A 17,427-nucleotide genomic window follows, 5' to 3' on the forward strand; every position below is an offset into this window, starting at 1 on the left:
AACGTACAACGTATTTGAATAAAGCAACCGTTGTTCTATTTTTGTAATTAACTCGGATTAATTAAAATCCGCACAAGTAGATGATAATAACCATGGTGAAAAAAATATTGGGAGTCTGGCTCATTGCAGTTTTTCTTTTCAGCAGTTGCAATAGAACTGCTGAAAAAAAGGAAAGTCAACTGGATTCTATCGATACGATAGCAAAAGATACACTGCCGATCCCATCAGATTCAACAGATACGATCCAAGAACAAGCACCACAGGGCGAATCATTAGACGCGGCCATAATGAATATTATTCAAGCATTTAACAAACAAGATTCCAAGGCGTTAAACAATTATATTGACAATACGGTCGGTTATTACACCATCTATAGACCTGGAGTGCAAGCCATCTATACACATGCTGTGGCTTTTGATTTCAATCATCCAATACCCGATTATTACCCTTATCCGCATACCAATTTCTTAGGAAAGGTTACTATAGGGCAATTGCCAGTATATGACTGCGGAAAAGAGGCCTGGAATAAAAAAGGGTTATTTTGTAATAACAAACAACATCCAACAGAACTATCGCATACCGCAAAATTCATGAACGAGATCTCGGATGCTAAAATATCAAATGCTGAAATTCAAAAACTAAAAGCTTTAGAAGCTAAAAGTTACCGCATCATACTAACCGATAAAAACGCTCCACTTATCTTCCACATCACAAATAAAAATGGTAAGTGGATGTTTACGGTACTTGATCGTGCTTATGGTGGATGTGATGCCTAACAATAATGATTTATTTCACATTAAAAGCATTACATTCCTAAAAAATATTTACTTTGACAGTTTAAATTCACAATAACAATGAATAGTCTAGATCAGGATTTACAAGCAAAAGTCAACCAATGGCTTAGCTCAGAATACGATGAAGCAACAAGAGCTGCTTTACAAATTTTAATTGATAACAACGAAGTAACTGAACTAACAGATTCATTCTATAAAGATTTAGAATTTGGTACAGGAGGTTTACGTGGTATCATGGGTGTAGGATCCAATAGGATAAATAAGTATACCATCGGTAAAGCAACTCAGGGGTTGGCAAACTATCTAAAAAAGCAATTTCCAAATCAGGTCATTAAAGTAGCTGTAGCTTACGACAGCCGCAACAACTCGCAAAGCCTAGGAAAGCTGGTGGCTGATGTATTTGCGGCAAATGGAATCCAAGTATATTTATTTAATGAACTGCGTCCAACACCTGTACTATCATTTGCAATCCGTCACTTTGCCTGCCAAAGCGGGGTCATGCTTACCGCCTCACATAATCCAAAAGAATATAATGGCTATAAGGCCTATTGGAACGACGGATGCCAATTAACAGCTCCGCACGATATAAATGTCATTACAGAAGTTAATGCTATCCATAGCGTTTCGCAAATATCATTTCAGCCAATTCCAGAAAATATTATACCTGTAGGTGATGAAATTGATGAAATTTACATTAATGAAAATAAAAAATTAAGTATCCACCCGGAGGCTGTAGAAGCTCAAAAAGATCTTAAAATCGTATTTTCTCCCATTCATGGAACAGGAATTACAATTGTTCCAAAATTATTGGAAGCGTGGGGATTTAACAATGTTTCCATTGTAGAAGAACAAGCCACTCCAGATGGTAATTTTCCAACAGTTATTTATCCTAATCCAGAAGAAGAAGATGCTATGGCATTGGCCAAGAGAAAAGGTGAAGAGCTGGATGCTGATCTCGTACTAGCAACAGATCCCGATGCTGATCGCGTTGGAATCGCAGTTAAAAACGATAAAGGTAGTTTTCAATTACTGAACGGTAACCAGATCGGTAGTCTACTTGTTTATTATGTATTAAGTTCTAAAAAAGAACAAAATCAACTTAATAACAATCCCTATGTTGTAAAAACAATCGTCACAACAAATCTTCAAGCTGAAATTGCCAACCATTTTAATGTACCTTACTATGAGACCTTAACTGGATTCAAATATATTGGCGAACTAATGACCAAATTAGGCGATTCAGCGACATATTTAGTTGGCGGAGAAGAAAGCTATGGTTACTTAGTCGGAAGTCTTGTACGTGATAAGGATGCCCCAAATGCATGCGCATTCTTAGCAGAGATGACCGCCTATTACAAATCGAAAGGCAAATCTTTATATGAAGTTCTCCTTGACCTGTATCAAGAATTTGGATGCTACCAAGAAAAATTAGTTTCATTAACTAAAAAAGGTAAAGCTGGTGCAGAAGAAATCAAAGCAATGATGAGTAACCTGCGTGCCAATTTGCCTAAATCTTTAGGAGGCATAGCTGTTGTAGAAGTTCGTGATTATGAAAATTCGGTCGCCATAGATATAGCCACCGGTACTAAAACAGTCATTGATCTCCCGAAATCGGACGTCTTACAATTTATCACTGTAGATGGTGATGTTATTTCTGCGAGACCATCAGGAACAGAACCTAAAATAAAATTTTATTGTTCAGTAAAAGCACCATTAACAGCTAAATCGCACTATGAACAGCTCCAAAAAGAGTTAGCCACAAAAGTGGACCGAATGATGGCCGATATTATTTAATCGTACGAATGGAAAAGTGGAAATTACTATCATCAGAATATATCTCGAAAGCACCTTGGGCTACCTTACGAAGGGATACCTGTGAGTTGCCTAACGGCAGTATTAATGATCATTACTATGTGCTAGAATATCCAAACTGGGTCAATATGGTCGGTATAACGGAAGACAATAAGTTGATCGTCATCAAACAATATAGACACGCTGCCGGCGAGGTTATTCTTGAAATACCGGCAGGAACGATGGAAGAAGGAGAAGATCCACAATTTACAGCGGAGCGAGAAATGCTTGAAGAGACAGGTTATTCTTTTACCAAGATTGAAAAAATTGCGGAACTTTATGCCAACCCTGCTACAAGTAAAAATATTACACATACTTACCTCATGCAGGGAGGAAAGAAGATCCAGGAGCAAGACCTAGATGAAAGTGAGCAAATAGATGTTTATTTGATTTCTATCGAAGAAGCAAAAGAATTGCTGTTGCAAAATAAATTTGGTCAGGCACTTCAAAGTTCAGCCTTATTTTATGCCTTTCACAAATTGAAAATATTTTAAGCATATTTAAATTAAAATTTCATACAGACCAGTAACAAAAGGGTTATTTTGATATCAAAATAACCCTTTTGTTATAAATTGATCAAATATCATCTTCCCTCCCATTCCTTTTCTGCAGGCTATCATTTTTTGTACCTTTGTACCATGGTAAGAGAAATATTTGAAACCAAAAGAAAAGCACTGAAAATAAATCTGAATCCGGAGATTTACGGCACCTTTGCTGAAATTGGAGCGGGTCAAGAAGTTGCACGTAACTTTTTCAATGCAGGGGCGGCATCTGGAACAATCGCCAAAACAATGTCGGCTTACGACATGACTTTTAGCGATGCCATCTACGGAGAAGAAGAGGATGGCAGATATGTAAGCCGCACGCGTTTAACGAAAATGCTAAAACACGAGTTCGATTTATTAACCAAGCGCTTACATGGTGAAAAATACTGTAACAAAAAGTTCTTCGCTTTTGCCGACACCGTTACTACGCTAAACTTTACAAAAACAAATGAACCTCATGGTTGGATTGGTGTCAGATTTCAACACGAAGTCGACGGCCCTACCAACGATATCATTATACACGTAAGACTGCTAGATAGCGACAACCAGCTACAACAAAAAGTATTGGGTATCATTGGAGTCAACCTCCTTTTCGCAGCCTATTATTATACCGATAACGTGCAGACGATGATTGAGTCATTAGTCGACAATCTATCTGTAGGCTCTGTAGAAATTGATCTTGTAAAAGTAACTGGCCCGTTGTTTGAAAATGTCAATGAAAGATTGATCAATTTATACCTCATTGCTAAAGGTTTTGCAAAGGCCGCAATCTTTAAACCAGATGGCAAAGCCGCACAGATCAAAGATTACCTTTACAAAAAGAATATCATTCTTCTAAGAACGAAATATAGACAAAAATCTCTACCTAACTTTGATCTATTCAATCTTGCTGTAGATCAATTTAAGAAAAACACAGGCGCAACATCAGAAAACACAGTAGTCCTGATAGAGGTATTAATGGGCAATGTACTTGAAGAGGATCATATCATTACCGATAAAGATCTCGAAGAATTTGCACACCGTGCCGAAGAGCTATGTTCAACAGGCAATAATATCATCGTCAGCAATTTCAGAAGAAATAATCATCTTGCTGAGTTTATCAATAATTTCAAACCAAAAAATATTGGTATTGCGACAAACGTTTCCAATTTAAGAAATATCTTTAATTCGGATAATTACAACAAGGAGCATTACACCAATGAACTTCTTTCCTATATTTCGGGAATGTTCAATAAGAATATCAAGCTATATGCATACCCATACTTATTGAAAAAAGAAAATAAGATTATCACCACAAAAAATATGGCCGTTTCTGAAGAAGCCAAACCATTATTTGATTTCTTAATTAAAAATGGCTACATCATAGACATTGAGAATTACGATATCAAATATGTTAAGACGGTATAGATGTCACAATAACAATAAAGAGCTCCAAAATTTGGAGCTCTTTATTGTTATAAGAACTTTTTATAGATCGAATATAATATCTTCAGATCATTTTCCTTCAGCGTAGCGACATTTGCATTCGTCTGGATGTAATGCTGTTTAAATGCCTTAATAGCTGCATCCAAATTCTTTACATCGTAACCAATAATTCTCAAAGCCAGTTTTGGATTAAAATCAATTGGTGGAGTTTCCAGATATTCTTCATACCAGTAACCAAAACCCTTATCTGCTAATACCTTCCAGGGAAATCGTGATGGATCATTTTTACGAGTTGGAGCTAAGTCCATATGACCAATGAAGTTTGCTTGAGGGATGTTATATTTCACTTTAAGATACGAAAGTAACTCGGTCAGTGCATTAATCTGTGCATCTGTCCAAGGATCTGTTGTTCCATTATTATCTAATTCAATTCCAATAGAAGAAGAATTTAGATCCGTATCATTACCCCATTTACCAATTCCTGCATGATGTGCACGATAATAATCATTGACCATCTGCACCACTTTACCGGTACGGCCAACAACATAATGAGCACTTACACCCGCCTTTTCAGAATGAAAGGTACGTATGGTCTGTCCCAGTGAATCCTGAGCAGTATGATGAATCACAACATAGTTTGGTTTGCGAATCCCAAAGTTTATCGATGCGATCCATTCTTTTTCAACCGATAGCGGTAATTTACCGATAGCTTGGTTGATAACAGGACTTGTAGCATATTCTTTGGCAAGTAACTTTGCTTTTTTCTTATAGACTTTCTCAGTTGCGGCATACCTACCTGTCGAACAGGAAGCAAATAGCGCTGTCATCACTAAAAAAGTTATTGTTGATTTTACTTTCATTATTAATATAATTACTTCAGGAGCACTTAATCTCATTTATGCATGATTAATACTTATTCCAATATCTTGCTTTTCCGTCCAGTAAATATTCCGTCAGCAAGCTATTCACAAAAATGATATCATCATTATTGATGCTGCACAAAAAAGACAATCCGCGTCGTTAGTTAAGTCATGTAAACTTGGATTTTCATTAAAACACAAAACAAACTTAGATAAATTTGTTTTATTTACAATTATAAATGCATCATATATAAGACATCTTCTTTCTTTTACCTTTTTTGAGATTCATCATTTAGCTATGACAATCCTCTCTCTACTGCTGCTACAAATGAATTATATTTAATCTTACTTCCTCAAAAAGTTAAGGTATTGAGCTGTCTACCATCTATCATGAGCAATATCCTTAAGATGACATGCTCAATATTATCTTTTACAAAAAAAGCCTTCATCTGTATTAGATGAAGGCCTTTTTATTTTATTATATTTTTGATTAAGCTTCTGCGTACTCTTCAATAGAAGGACATGAACAAATTAATGTTCTATCTCCTTGTGAATCGTTTACACGACCAACAGAAGGCCAGAACTTACGATCTTTTAAATAAGCCAAAGGATACGCAGCTGTTTGGCGAGAATAAGATCTAGTCCACTCGTCAGCAGTTACAACAGATGCAGTATGAGGCGCATTTTTCAATACGTTATCAGCCTGATCTACATCACCCGCTTCAACCGCAGCAACTTCTTGGCGAATAGCGATCAAAGCATCACAGAAACGATCTAATTCAGCTTTAGACTCAGACTCAGTAGGCTCAACCATCAAAGTACCCGCTACAGGGAAAGAAACTGTTGGAGCATGGAAACTATAATCCATCAAACGTTTTGCGATATCAGCAACTTCAACACCCACATTTTTATATGCACGGCAATCTAAGATCATCTCGTGTGCACAACGTCCATTTACGCCAGAATATAATACTGGGTAGTGGTTTTCCAAACGAGCTTTAATATAATTTGCATTTAAAATTGCAGTTTTTGTAGCGTTCGTTAATCCATCTCCACCCATCATTGCGATATAAGCATGCGAGATAATTAAGATAGAAGCAGAACCAAATGGCGCCGCAGATACTGCAGTGATACCCTCTTCACCAGAAACTTCAACCACTTCGTGATTAGGTAAGAAAGGTACTAAGTGTGCCGCAACACCGATTGGACCCATACCAGGACCACCACCACCGTGAGGGATACAGAATGTCTTATGTAAGTTCAGGTGACAAACGTCAGCACCGATACGACCAGGGCTTGTTAAACCAACCTGCGCATTCATATTCGCTCCATCCATATAAACCTGTCCACCATTTGCATGGATAATTTCACAGATTTCAATAATAGGTTCTTCAAATACCCCATGCGTAGATGGGTAAGTCACCATAAATGAGTTTAAATTCGCGGCATGCTCTGCTGCTTTTACTTTTAAATCCTCAACATCAATGTTACCACGATCATCACATTTAACAACCACAACTTTCAATCCAGCCATAGAAGCGGAAGCAGGGTTTGTACCGTGAGCGGAAGCAGGAATTAAACAAATGTTACGGTTATGGTCTCCACGACTTTCATGGTAAGCACGAATAACCATTAAACCGGCATACTCTCCTTGAGCACCAGAGTTTGGTTGGAAACTCATCTTAGCAAAACCTGTAATTTCAGATAACCACTCATTCAACTCACCGATCAACTGCATATAACCAGAAGTTTGATCTGCAGGAGCGAATGGATGTAAACCGCCGAAGTTAGCCCATGTAACTGGAGTCATTTCAGCAGTAGCATTCAATTTCATTGTACATGATCCCAATGGAATCATAGAATGACATAATGATAAATCTTTTGCTTCCAAAGATTTGATGTAACGTAACATCTCACTCTCTGAGTGGTAGCTATTGAAAACTGGGTGTGTTAAGTAATCAGAAGTACGAACCAAATCAGCAGGAAGAGCTGATGTTAAAGATGCCTCGATAGATTCGAAATCAACATCAGCCAAATTTTTAGCTTTTACTTTAGCAAATACTTTAACAATCGTTAAAATGTCTTCATAAGTCGTTGACTCATCAATAGAGATACCTACAACAGAACCTACATAATTGAAGTTCATTTCATTATTTAAAGCCTCAGATTTTAATCCAGCAACTTCACCACCTAATTCAAAACGAACAGTATCAAAGTAGTTTTTGTTCAATTGCGTATAACCCAACTGTTGAACAGCTTGGTCTAACAATTGAGCCAAATCGTGAATACGGCTAGCAATATTCTTGATTCCCTGAGGACCATGATATACGGCATAGAATGACGCCATAATTGCTAATAAAGCCTGTGCAGTACAGATATTAGATGATGCTTTATCACGACGGATATGCTGCTCACGAGTCTGTAATGCCATACGCAATGCGTAATTGCCATTAGAATCTGTCGTAACACCGATAATACGGCCTGGAATATTACGCTTAAAAGCGTCTTTAGTTGCGAAAAAAGCAGCGTGAGGACCACCGAAACCCATTGGTACACCGAAACGTTGTGAATTACCAACAACAACATCAGCACCCCATTCTCCCGGAGGAGTTAATAACGTTAAACTCATTAAGTCTGCAGCGGCACAAACAGTAATGTTTTTGGCATGCGCATCAGCAGTAAAAGCTTTATAATCTATAATTGAACCATCTGCAGCAGGATATTGAACAAATGCAGCGAATACATCATCCGTTAAACTGTCTTCAGAAATAGCTTCAATACGAAGTTCAATTCCAAAAGATAATGCACGAGTTCTTAATACATCGATCGTTTGTGGATAAGCATTTTCAGAAACCAAGAAAACATTAGCCGCTTTGTTTTTACGAGCCGAATAAAGCATAAACATACCTTCAGCGGCAGCAGTAGCTTCATCTAATAAAGACGCATTCGCGATCTCTAATCCTGTTAAATCACAAATAACCGTTTGAAAATTTAACAAAGCCTGAAGACGACCTTGTGCAATCTCTGCCTGATAAGGTGTATACTGTGTATACCATCCTGGATTCTCAAAGACGTTTCTTTGAATAACACCTGGTAAAATCACATCAAAATAACCTTGTCCGATATAAGACTTGAAAACTTTATTTTTTTCTGCAATTTGTTTTACCCTTTTCAAATAAGCGACTTCGCTTAAAGCAGCAGGCAATTGTAAAGCTTGTTTTGCACGAATCTGTGCAGGAACAGTTTGCTCAATAAGTTGGTCAAGCGAGTCAACGCCTAAAAATTCCAACATTTCTCTCGTTTCAACCGATCTTGGTCCGTTGTGACGATCTTCAAATTTTTCTTGAAAATGTATGTTACTCATGTGTGCAAAAAATTAGTGCCTTTCGCTAGATTCTTACCTTTTTTGGTTTTATTAAAAATAATAGCAAAACAGCTGCTTTTTGGATGTGCAAAGATACATTTTTTCAAGTCCTAAAAAAAGCAGATTATGTCTGTAAAAATAATTATTAGAATACCCATACAAAACAATCGTTTGCGATCTCATCTGCACACAAAATTTAAGCTCAATTTCATCATCTAGAACAAGATTCTATGTTACCCGACATAAATCCTAATAACAAGTGCTCGTTATGCACGATGTCAGTTCGCTTATCACCCATTCCAAAATAAAATCATAAAAAAAGGGCCTTTTCTCATTTTGAAAAGACCCTCTTATAAGTTGAAATATTAGAAAGAGTAACGTAAACCTAATTGAAATTGATATGGATTTCCAGAAGGGTTTACAACCCCTGTATTGTTGAGGTTATAATTAAACTGTTGCTTCGCCGCATCAAATGCAGGTAAAGCAGGATTTCCGTTCGCTGCTTTAACACCCAAAGAATACAACGCTTGATTCCCTAAAGATTCATTGATTCCCCAAGTTTTCTTAAATAAATTGGCAACGTTAAACAAATCCGCAGATACTTCCAAGGCATGAGATTTATATAGGTTAAACTTCTTTGCAATACGTAAATCAATTAGACCATAAAAACCATTAATTCCACCGTTTCGTTGAGCCATTGCTCCTTCATATTTTTTAATGTAATCCTTTAAACTCTGGCTAGCATTCGGGTTATTCAATAATGCCTGTAAACCATCAACCAGATTCGTCGGAGTCTTCGTGTTATTAGGATCAAAAATATACGCTAGATCATTATCACCTGCAACAAAATCGCCATTGATATTACCCCCCGCAAGCAAACTATAACGTGTTCCACCGATACCTGAATAACGTACGCCTACACTGACTCCATAAAAAGTAGGCAATGTTCCATAAATAACCACCTTATTACGGAATTGATTGTTTGAGTACGTCATATTGCTCAAATCTCTTGGATCATCTTTCACGGCCAAAGATAGTGTTGCAGTATTCGCCACATTACCATTGTATGATGTGTTATCTTTTGCATCGTTCCATGTATAGCTTACCGAGATAGAACCATCCTTATAGTATTGGTAACTTGCGTCTAAAACCACTGCAAACTGATTCACCTTACCCTCCGAATTTAACTCCAGAACACGACCAAATTTATTAGATATACGTCCCTGCTTCCAGTCCGATTCTCCATTTACAATAGCCGATATCGGCACAAAAACTCCCCGGTTATCTTCATTCGCTAATCTAAAGAATGGATCCTTCACCATATTACGATCCACATACATATAATTATTACGGCCGAGGTTCATGTAGGCCGAAATTCCTGCTTTCAGTTTTTCAGTAAAGAAATGCGTGTAAGAAGCATTTGCTTTATAAACTACTGGTATTTTAGCATCAGGTCCATAGGTATTAATAGTTGGGACTTGAAATTGTGCTAAAGTGGGAGTCGAAGAAGGATCTTTACGGTATTGTACAAAATCTGGGGCAGGTACATCATTTCCCCGGACATCAACAGTAGCAAAGTGCTTACCGTCAAAGGTCAGATTATTGATCGTCATGTAATTGTTGATGTCCGATGCGAATATACCCGCTCCGATTCGGAAGAAATCCTTATGCCCTTCATTCACATCCCATGTCATCTGAAAACGCGGTTGTATCACAAGAGACTTTAGTTTATGATCTGTACGTACACCAACCTCTTTCAATAGTTCTTCATTTAAAGGTGATGTCGGATAGTGACCGTAATCAAAACGTAAACCTGCAACCAAATCTAAACCTGCCGCCAACTTGGATTGCATCTGTCCATACAATCCAGCATTGAAGATCTTGCCAACGACCGTAGGATCCGAAACTAACGGCACCTCTCTATAAAAGTTATAAGCTTTCTTGTCTTGAAAATTTTGTAGTGCCGTTCTAGTATCACTGGCTCCAAAATGAAAACGGCCATTTACTTCACTTCCGTAAATAGAACTAGCATGCGTATACATCAGGTCAACACCGAATGTATAATTGATCTTATCCGTGTTATAATATAAATTATTGACTAACTGGAAGACATTGTTTTTAAAAGATTCCTGTGCAAAACGATGTCCCCCTAACTGAACGGTTGTTTTGAGATCATTATTTCCAACTTTAGAAACAATATTCTCCACAATCGCTCTTGGAATATTCTGGCTAGGCAACTGATCACCAGGACTACTGTTCTGATACGTATATAAGTGTTGTAATTTCAGTTCATTAGTAATATTTGACGAAACAGACGTTCTTAGCGTAGCCAGAAAACTATTATCAATATTCTTGTCATTACCATAAGACTCGTATAGCGTAATCGGTTTATTATCCTGTAGACCCAGTTTATTGATATCGCTGGTAAAGTTATTACGGATCGTTAACAAATTACTATTGTTAATCTGCCAATCAATCCGACCAAATACCGCGTCTGAATTTCTTTTCTTATCAAAAGAGCCAAACTGACGGTCATTACTCAATCCATATTTTTCACGTCCGATATCAACAAATGCATTTAAATTATCTTGGGTGATTTTAAATCGCTCCTCATCAAGAGTAGAAGTAATATCTGCAATAATTAAAGGTCGTGCATCCTTTTGATGATCCCAAGCAACAAAATAATGTAATTTATCTTTTATGATAGGCCCACCTAATGTAAAGCCATACTGATAAGTCGAAAAATCATTGGTCCGTTTTTTACCGTCAATCGTGTAGGGGCTGGACAACCAGTCAGCTCGAGAATAAATCCAGGCGCTACCCTGTGTTTTATTGGTTCCCTGCTTCGTAACAGCACTAACTGTACCGCCGCCAGCTCTACCATAAGTCACATCATATTGGTTGGTCACCACCTTAAACTCACGAACAGCCTCTATAGAAATCGAAAATGGTGCGCCACTTCTGCTTGTTGTCGAGCCTGCAGATGTCGGATTCTTTGCATTCATACCATCTATCGTAAAGTTTGTGGAGGAGCCCAGTTGACCACCAATATTATCACCTTTACTTAAGGGGGAAAGATCCATTAATGACGTGAAATTCCGCCCGTTAACCGGTAGCTTCGCGATATCTTTTCCTGTAACCGAGGTCGCTGCACCCAAATTTTCAATTTGATTTTTTAATGTGTTTGTGCCTTTAATCTCGACTGTCTCCAGGACATTTGAAGAATTTTGAATGGGAATATTAACTCGGATAAGATCTCCCTGATTTAAATTATATCCAGTCCGAACCTGTTCACCATATCCAACATAGGAAACTTTCAATATATAAGGACCGCCCAATGGCAGCTCTTTAAAATTATAATCGCCATTTGCATTGGTAGATGTTTTTGTGGTGAAGCCTGTCGATTCATTTCGAACCTCTACAGAAGCGCCTTGAACACCTTTAGCGTGCTCGTCTGTAATCTTTCCAGCAAAACCAGCCTGAGTTGTCTGCGCATACAAACCAGTACCAATGACAGTTAAACATGTTGTGAGTAGAAATTCTTTCATCTAGTATTTTGTTACATTGTTATGCAACAAATCTAACCACCCCCTGTTAACTAGAACTGAACTGTGTGTTATCAAATTATAAATGAAAAAAGTCAGCTTTGAGCTGACTTTTAATAGAGTATCGTAAACTTAAAATCCAATGGATTAAAATGCTTATAAAGTTCATCAAATAAGGTATCTCCATATTTAACATAGAGAAGACCAAAATTCTCAGACCGTTCCTGCAATCCACCACCGGGAAACAGACGTTCTTTTATATGGTCGATATTAGACAATGCATCTTTATGATTCCGCTTTTCGGCACGCATTAATTTCTTTTCCAGATTATTAATAGCTTTTTTTAACCGTGCTTTAATCGCTTCCGTACTTGGTGATAAACTAGGATCTATCTTGTGCGTACGAAGCTTTATTTTTCCGAATATGGCATTTAGCTCCATCCATTCATCATTTAGATTTAAACGATGTTTCGTTTGCCGACGCACAAATTCCTTCTTTAGAATTTCACTATCCCGGAATATACTTTTAAAAGTAAGATCCTGTCTAAAAATCTTAGACACCACATTATCTTCAGTAATCATGGCAGAATTACGTGGTATTAAAATTGGAAAATCAATTCCATATTGATCAAAATTAGCTTTCAGCTGCATCCAATAAACCATTTCTGCCCCACCACCAATATAAGCTAAATTAGGCAAGATGATTTCCTGGTACATAGGACGCATAACCACATTCGGACTGAATCTTTCTGGGTATGTATCTATTTCCTTTTCAAGCTCCGCTTTTGTAAAGTAAATATCCTGATGTAAAACCTCATAACGGCCATCAGCATTTAAAACAATACGTTCGCGAAATTCATCTGTCAGATAGAAAAAATTGATTTCACGAGCATGCACCTGCGTGGCAAAACCGGCTTTTTCCAAAGACTCAGACGTCTCTACTATTGCTTTAAAGCTTTTTTCAGTTAAAATATCTTCTGCTATGATCGGTTTAAAAACGGTTTTTAACGCTTTGTCATCAGCATCAATAATAAGCAGGCCAAATTTCTTAAACAATTCATGTACAAGATATCGGGTAGCATCGGCTAAATTATCATGCTTGAGATAAGCATTCTCAACAATACAGGCAAGTTTACAAGAATGCTCAGAAAGCCCTAAAACACCGGTATACTGCTTTACCGCCTGAACAATAGAATCCGTATCCATTCTTCCTGTAGCTGAAACAGCGGGAGTATCCCAAACGATTTTTTTACCTGACAATTTCGTGTGGTTTATTTCCGCAAAATCATGATCTTCCGTAGCCATCCAATAAACAGGAACAAATTCTTTCTCTGGAAACTTGACTTTAAGATCATCTGCTAAACGAATAGCTGTTATGATTTTAAAGATAAAATATAATGGACCAGTAAAAATATTGAGTTGATGTCCCGTTGTAATGGTATATGCGTTATCAGCAAGTAATTTATCAATGTTTGCTGCAACGTGAGGTGCGGATTCTAATAAATCCCCATATTGTGCTTTTAATCGATCAACTAAAAGCGTACGCGAAAGAAAAGGTTTTTTTTCATTAATTTGCTTTTCAAAACCAGCGAAAGTTGGCCAATTCCCGATAAAGGGAACTAAAGCCTCATCCTGATTTAAATAAGCAATAAGTGTCTTAGAAAAGCTGTTGGTTTCGCTGTAGTCTATATAAGTTGCTTTCATTCGTGATTACATTTGCACTAAAAACAGAGTAATATACATAATTGCTATACAAAATAAGCAATTAATATTTTCTCTGCGCACAAATGTAGTGTTTACGAATAAAAGCAACGATTGGATCGCTATTATTTGACAATAGATCCATATAAATCAAAGTCTTCAGCGCGGTCCACTTTAACATTTACAAAATCACCGATTCGGGCATAGTTTGTTTTTGCATCAAGTATAACCTCATTATCAACTTCTGGAGAGTCATATTCTGTTCTGCCAATAAAGTAATCGCCGTCCACACGGTCAATTAATACTTTATAGGTATTTCCTATTTTATCTTGATTGATCTCAAAAGAAATTCCTTGTTGTACTTCCATGATCGCTTCTACACGCTCCTGTTTTACTTCTTCAGGGACATTATCTTCCAATGAATGCGCATGTGTTTTCTCTTCATGCGAATAAGTAAAACATCCTAAGCGGTCAAAACGTGTTTCCTCAACCCATTCCAACATCTCTTGAAAATCTTGCTCAGTTTCATCGGGATAACCACAGATTAACGTTGTACGCAAGGCAATATTAGGAACTTTATCACGGATTTTATTAACCAAATCAATCTGTTTTTGCTTACTTGTACCGCGACGCATTGAAGTCAACATACGATCAGAAATATGTTGCAATGGCATATCTAAGTAATTACAGATATTTGAACGTTCATTCATCGCATCAAGAATATCCATTGGGAATCCAGAAGGATAAGCATATTGCAAACGAATCCAATCGATACCATCAACATCAGATAAATGACGCATCAAGTCAGAAAGGTTACGCTTTCCATAAATATCTAATCCGTAATAGGTTAAATCCTGTGCAATCAATATCAATTCTTTCGTTCCATTAGAAGCTAAGAATTTTGCTTCTTTCACTAAATCATCAATTGATTTTGAAACATGCTTACCACGCATTAACGGAATCGCACAGAATGAACATGGACGGTTACAACCTTCGGCGATCTTAAAGTAAGAATAGTGCGACGGTGTGGTCAGCATACGCTCACCCAAAAGTTCATGGCGATAATCTGCACCAATAGATTTTAATAAATCAGGTAAGTCATTTGTACCAAAATAACCGTCTACGTTTGTAATCTCAGATTGTAGCTCAGGTTTATAGCGCTCAGAAAGACAGCCTGTGACGATGACCTTATTGATCTTGCCCTCATCTTTCAACTCTGAAAACTGTAAGATCGTATCAATAGACTCCTGTTTGGCATTATCGATAAAACCACAGGTATTGATAACAACAATATCGTTCTCCTGAATATTAGTAGCCTCGTGTACAACTTCTATTTGATTACCTTTTAATTGTCCCATCAATACTTCACTATCGTGAATATTTTTAGAACAACCCAATGTAACCACATTCACACGGGGTTTTGACTTTGGCTCTACAGCCTTACTATATTTTGTTTTCATATAATGGATGTGGATTACTTGAACAGCGAATCCACAAACTCTTTTTTGTTGAATAACTGTAAATCGCCGATTTTCTCACCGACACCAATATATTTTACAGGTATTTTAAATTGATCAGATATACCGATAACTACCCCACCCTTTGCGGTACCATCAAGTTTAGTCAATGCTAAGGCATTGACATCAGTTGCTTGTGTAAATTGAGTACATTGTTCTATGGCATTTTGTCCTGTAGAGGCATCAAGAACCAATAGAATTTCATGTGGAGCACCAGGAATAACCTTTTGCATGACATTTTTTATTTTCCCCAACTCATTCATCAATCCAACCTTGTTATGAAGACGACCTGCTGTATCAATAATACAGACATCATCACCGTTAGATAAGGCCGATTGGACTGCATCATAAGCAACAGAAGCAGGGTCAGATCCCATTGCCTGTGCAACAACACGAACACCTACACGTTCCCCCCAAAGCTTGATTTGTTCTACGGCAGCAGCACGAAAAGTATCGGCAGCACCCAAAACAACTTTATTGCCAGCTGCTTTCAACTGATGTGCCAGTTTTCCAATTGTTGTTGTTTTTCCAACACCGTTTACACCGACCACCATGATAACATATGGTTTGTGATTACCGTACTCAAAGTTTTCAAAATCAGAACTGTTGTTTTCCGCTAATAATTCCTGAATCTCTTCCTTCAATAACGTATTTAACTCTGAGGTTGAAACATATTTATCACGTGCAACACGCGCCTGAATACGGTCAACAATTTTCAGCGTTGTTGTCACACCCACATCCGAGGTCACCAATATTTCTTCCAAATTATCTAAAACATCATCATCGATAGTTGATTTACCAACAACTGCTTTTGTAATTTTAGAAAAGAAACCCTCTTTAGTCTTTTCCAAACTTTTATCTAAAGCTTCTTGGGCTTCAGGAGTTTCTTGTTTCTTCTTGAAAAAATCGAATAATCCCATTGATATATGTTCCGCTTATGAATTCATTATTATTTATCTTCCGACCAGTATAAAATACCGATTGCCAAAGATAGATATTTGAAACCAACAAAAAAAGCCCTTTCGGTGTATACCAAAACGGCTATTTTTTTGAATTCTTTTTAAAGAAAAACTTTAAAAAAGGAAAATTACTAGTTATTTTTTGCAGCCTCTGCTAAAGTATCTTTTACTTTATCATTGTGAATCATCGCCTCTTTGAAAGTATAAGCTCCCGTTTTAGTCGATTTAGTAGTAATAATAACCTTTGTATATTCTTTACCGCCACCTTTTTGTAACGATGCAACAGATTTCTTTGCCATGGTATTAATATTTTAACTTAGTGCTTACACAGCAACTAAGATGTGAATTACTTAATTTCTTTGTGAACAGTAACTTTTCTCAATACTGGGTTGAATTTTTTCAATTCTAAACGCTCAGTTGTATTTTTCTTGTTCTTAGTAGTGATGTAACGAGACATTCCCGGAAGACCACTTTCTTTGTGTTCAGTACATTCTAAGATAACTTGTACTCTATTTCCTTTTTTAGCCATTGTTTTACTTTATTTTGAATCCTATAAAATGCTAGGATTGAAATTCATGAATGATATTTTATGCAACAGGCGAAAAATCAATTAAATTGATCCTTTTTTTATGAACTTACCGATAGCATTAGTGATACCGATTTTGTTGATAGTTTTAATCGCCGAAGTCGAAACTTTTAATGTAATCCAACGATCTTCTTCTGGAATGAAGAAACGTTTTGTTTGCAAATTTGGGTAAAATTTACGTTTTGTTTTAGCGTTAGAATTAGATACATTATATCCATTCATTGCTGTTTTGCCTGTTAAATCACAAATTCTTGACATGATATTATGTTATTTTGTTGTCT

13 protein-coding genes are annotated in these 17,427 nt (G+C 37.0%); 4 read left to right on the forward strand and 9 right to left on the reverse strand.

The window, feature by feature from the left end; genetic code table 11:
* Positions 1–92 precede the first annotated feature (92 nt).
* The 4 genes from HCX49_RS19945 to HCX49_RS19960 all read left to right on the forward strand — a co-directional run bounded on the left by HCX49_RS19945 (position 93) and on the right by HCX49_RS19960 (position 4,597).
* Positions 93–776: a hypothetical protein gene (locus HCX49_RS19945; RefSeq protein WP_168127974.1), complete on the forward strand. Its 684-nt coding sequence runs from the start codon at positions 93–95 to the stop codon at positions 774–776.
* 78 nt (positions 777–854) lie between these two features.
* The gene (locus HCX49_RS19950) at positions 855–2,588 is read left to right on the forward strand and encodes a phospho-sugar mutase (protein WP_132771714.1); all 1,734 of its coding nucleotides are present in this window, start codon (positions 855–857) and stop codon (positions 2,586–2,588) included.
* An 8-nt stretch (positions 2,589–2,596) separates the two neighbouring features.
* Positions 2,597–3,139, forward strand: coding sequence for an NUDIX hydrolase (locus tag HCX49_RS19955; RefSeq protein WP_021189368.1), 543 nt, complete (start codon positions 2,597–2,599; stop codon positions 3,137–3,139).
* Positions 3,140–3,283: 144 nt separating this feature from the next.
* Positions 3,284–4,597: a hypothetical protein gene (locus HCX49_RS19960; RefSeq protein ID WP_021189151.1), complete on the forward strand. Its 1,314-nt coding sequence runs from the start codon at positions 3,284–3,286 to the stop codon at positions 4,595–4,597.
* A 47-nt stretch (positions 4,598–4,644) separates the two neighbouring features.
* On the opposite strand, the gene HCX49_RS19965 is transcribed toward HCX49_RS19960, so the two are convergent.
* From HCX49_RS19965 to rpmB, 9 genes are all read right to left on the reverse strand, one after another.
* Positions 4,645–5,475, reverse strand: coding sequence for an N-acetylmuramoyl-L-alanine amidase (locus HCX49_RS19965; protein ID WP_132844912.1), 831 nt, complete (start codon positions 5,473–5,475; stop codon positions 4,645–4,647).
* Positions 5,476–5,965: 490 nt separating this feature from the next.
* Positions 5,966–8,839, reverse strand: a complete 2,874-nt coding sequence (gene gcvP / locus HCX49_RS19970) for an aminomethyl-transferring glycine dehydrogenase (protein WP_168127975.1) — start codon at positions 8,837–8,839, stop codon at positions 5,966–5,968.
* 365 nt (positions 8,840–9,204) lie between these two features.
* Complete coding sequence (locus HCX49_RS19975; protein ID WP_168127976.1) at positions 9,205–12,387, reverse strand: TonB-dependent receptor; 3,183 nt, start codon at positions 12,385–12,387, stop codon at positions 9,205–9,207.
* 110 nt (positions 12,388–12,497) lie between these two features.
* The gene (bshC, locus tag HCX49_RS19980; RefSeq protein ID WP_168127977.1) at positions 12,498–14,087 is read right to left on the reverse strand and encodes a bacillithiol biosynthesis cysteine-adding enzyme BshC; all 1,590 of its coding nucleotides are present in this window, start codon (positions 14,085–14,087) and stop codon (positions 12,498–12,500) included.
* 122 nt (positions 14,088–14,209) lie between these two features.
* Entirely contained in the window at positions 14,210–15,544 is a 1,335-nt protein-coding gene (rimO, locus tag HCX49_RS19985; RefSeq protein WP_021189157.1) for a 30S ribosomal protein S12 methylthiotransferase RimO, read from the reverse strand.
* A 14-nt stretch (positions 15,545–15,558) separates the two neighbouring features.
* The gene (ftsY, locus tag HCX49_RS19990) at positions 15,559–16,521 is read right to left on the reverse strand and encodes a signal recognition particle-docking protein FtsY (protein ID WP_021189158.1); all 963 of its coding nucleotides are present in this window, start codon (positions 16,519–16,521) and stop codon (positions 15,559–15,561) included.
* Between the two features lie 170 nt (positions 16,522–16,691).
* On the reverse strand, positions 16,692–16,859 hold the full coding sequence (locus HCX49_RS19995; RefSeq protein ID WP_021189159.1) for a DUF4295 domain-containing protein: 168 nt from the start codon (positions 16,857–16,859) through the stop codon (positions 16,692–16,694).
* 47 nt (positions 16,860–16,906) lie between these two features.
* Positions 16,907–17,089: a 50S ribosomal protein L33 gene (gene rpmG, locus HCX49_RS20000; RefSeq protein WP_002998409.1), complete on the reverse strand. Its 183-nt coding sequence runs from the start codon at positions 17,087–17,089 to the stop codon at positions 16,907–16,909.
* Positions 17,090–17,170: 81 nt separating this feature from the next.
* On the reverse strand, positions 17,171–17,404 hold the full coding sequence (rpmB, locus tag HCX49_RS20005) for a 50S ribosomal protein L28 (protein ID WP_021189160.1): 234 nt from the start codon (positions 17,402–17,404) through the stop codon (positions 17,171–17,173).
* Between the last annotated feature and the right edge of the window lie 23 nt (positions 17,405–17,427).

The sequence above is a fragment of the Sphingobacterium sp. B16(2022) genome (assembly GCF_012030425.1).
In the GTDB taxonomy this organism is placed as follows: Bacteria; Bacteroidota; Bacteroidia; order Sphingobacteriales; family Sphingobacteriaceae; genus Sphingobacterium; species Sphingobacterium anhuiense.

Excerpts from the sequence above, each read along its gene's own strand:
- gcvP (WP_168127975.1), bottom strand. The coding sequence starts at position 8,839 with ATGAGTAACATACATTTTCAAGAAAAATTTGAAGATCGTCACAACGGA.
- HCX49_RS19950 (WP_132771714.1), top strand. The coding sequence starts at position 855 with ATGAATAGTCTAGATCAGGATTTACAAGCAAAAGTCAACCAATGGCTT.
- HCX49_RS19995 (WP_021189159.1), bottom strand. The coding sequence starts at position 16,859 with ATGGCAAAGAAATCTGTTGCATCGTTACAAAAAGGTGGCGGTAAAGAA.
- HCX49_RS19955 (WP_021189368.1), top strand. The coding sequence starts at position 2,597 with ATGGAAAAGTGGAAATTACTATCATCAGAATATATCTCGAAAGCACCT.
- HCX49_RS19960 (WP_021189151.1), top strand. The coding sequence starts at position 3,284 with ATGGTAAGAGAAATATTTGAAACCAAAAGAAAAGCACTGAAAATAAAT.
- rpmB (WP_021189160.1), bottom strand. The coding sequence starts at position 17,404 with ATGTCAAGAATTTGTGATTTAACAGGCAAAACAGCAATGAATGGATAT.
- rimO (WP_021189157.1), bottom strand. The coding sequence starts at position 15,544 with ATGAAAACAAAATATAGTAAGGCTGTAGAGCCAAAGTCAAAACCCCGT.
- ftsY (WP_021189158.1), bottom strand. The coding sequence starts at position 16,521 with ATGGGATTATTCGATTTTTTCAAGAAGAAACAAGAAACTCCTGAAGCC.
- HCX49_RS19965 (WP_132844912.1), bottom strand. The coding sequence starts at position 5,475 with ATGAAAGTAAAATCAACAATAACTTTTTTAGTGATGACAGCGCTATTT.
- HCX49_RS19975 (WP_168127976.1), bottom strand. The coding sequence starts at position 12,387 with ATGAAAGAATTTCTACTCACAACATGTTTAACTGTCATTGGTACTGGT.
- HCX49_RS19945 (WP_168127974.1), top strand. The coding sequence starts at position 93 with ATGGTGAAAAAAATATTGGGAGTCTGGCTCATTGCAGTTTTTCTTTTC.
- bshC (WP_168127977.1), bottom strand. The coding sequence starts at position 14,087 with ATGAAAGCAACTTATATAGACTACAGCGAAACCAACAGCTTTTCTAAG.
- rpmG (WP_002998409.1), bottom strand. The coding sequence starts at position 17,089 with ATGGCTAAAAAAGGAAATAGAGTACAAGTTATCTTAGAATGTACTGAA.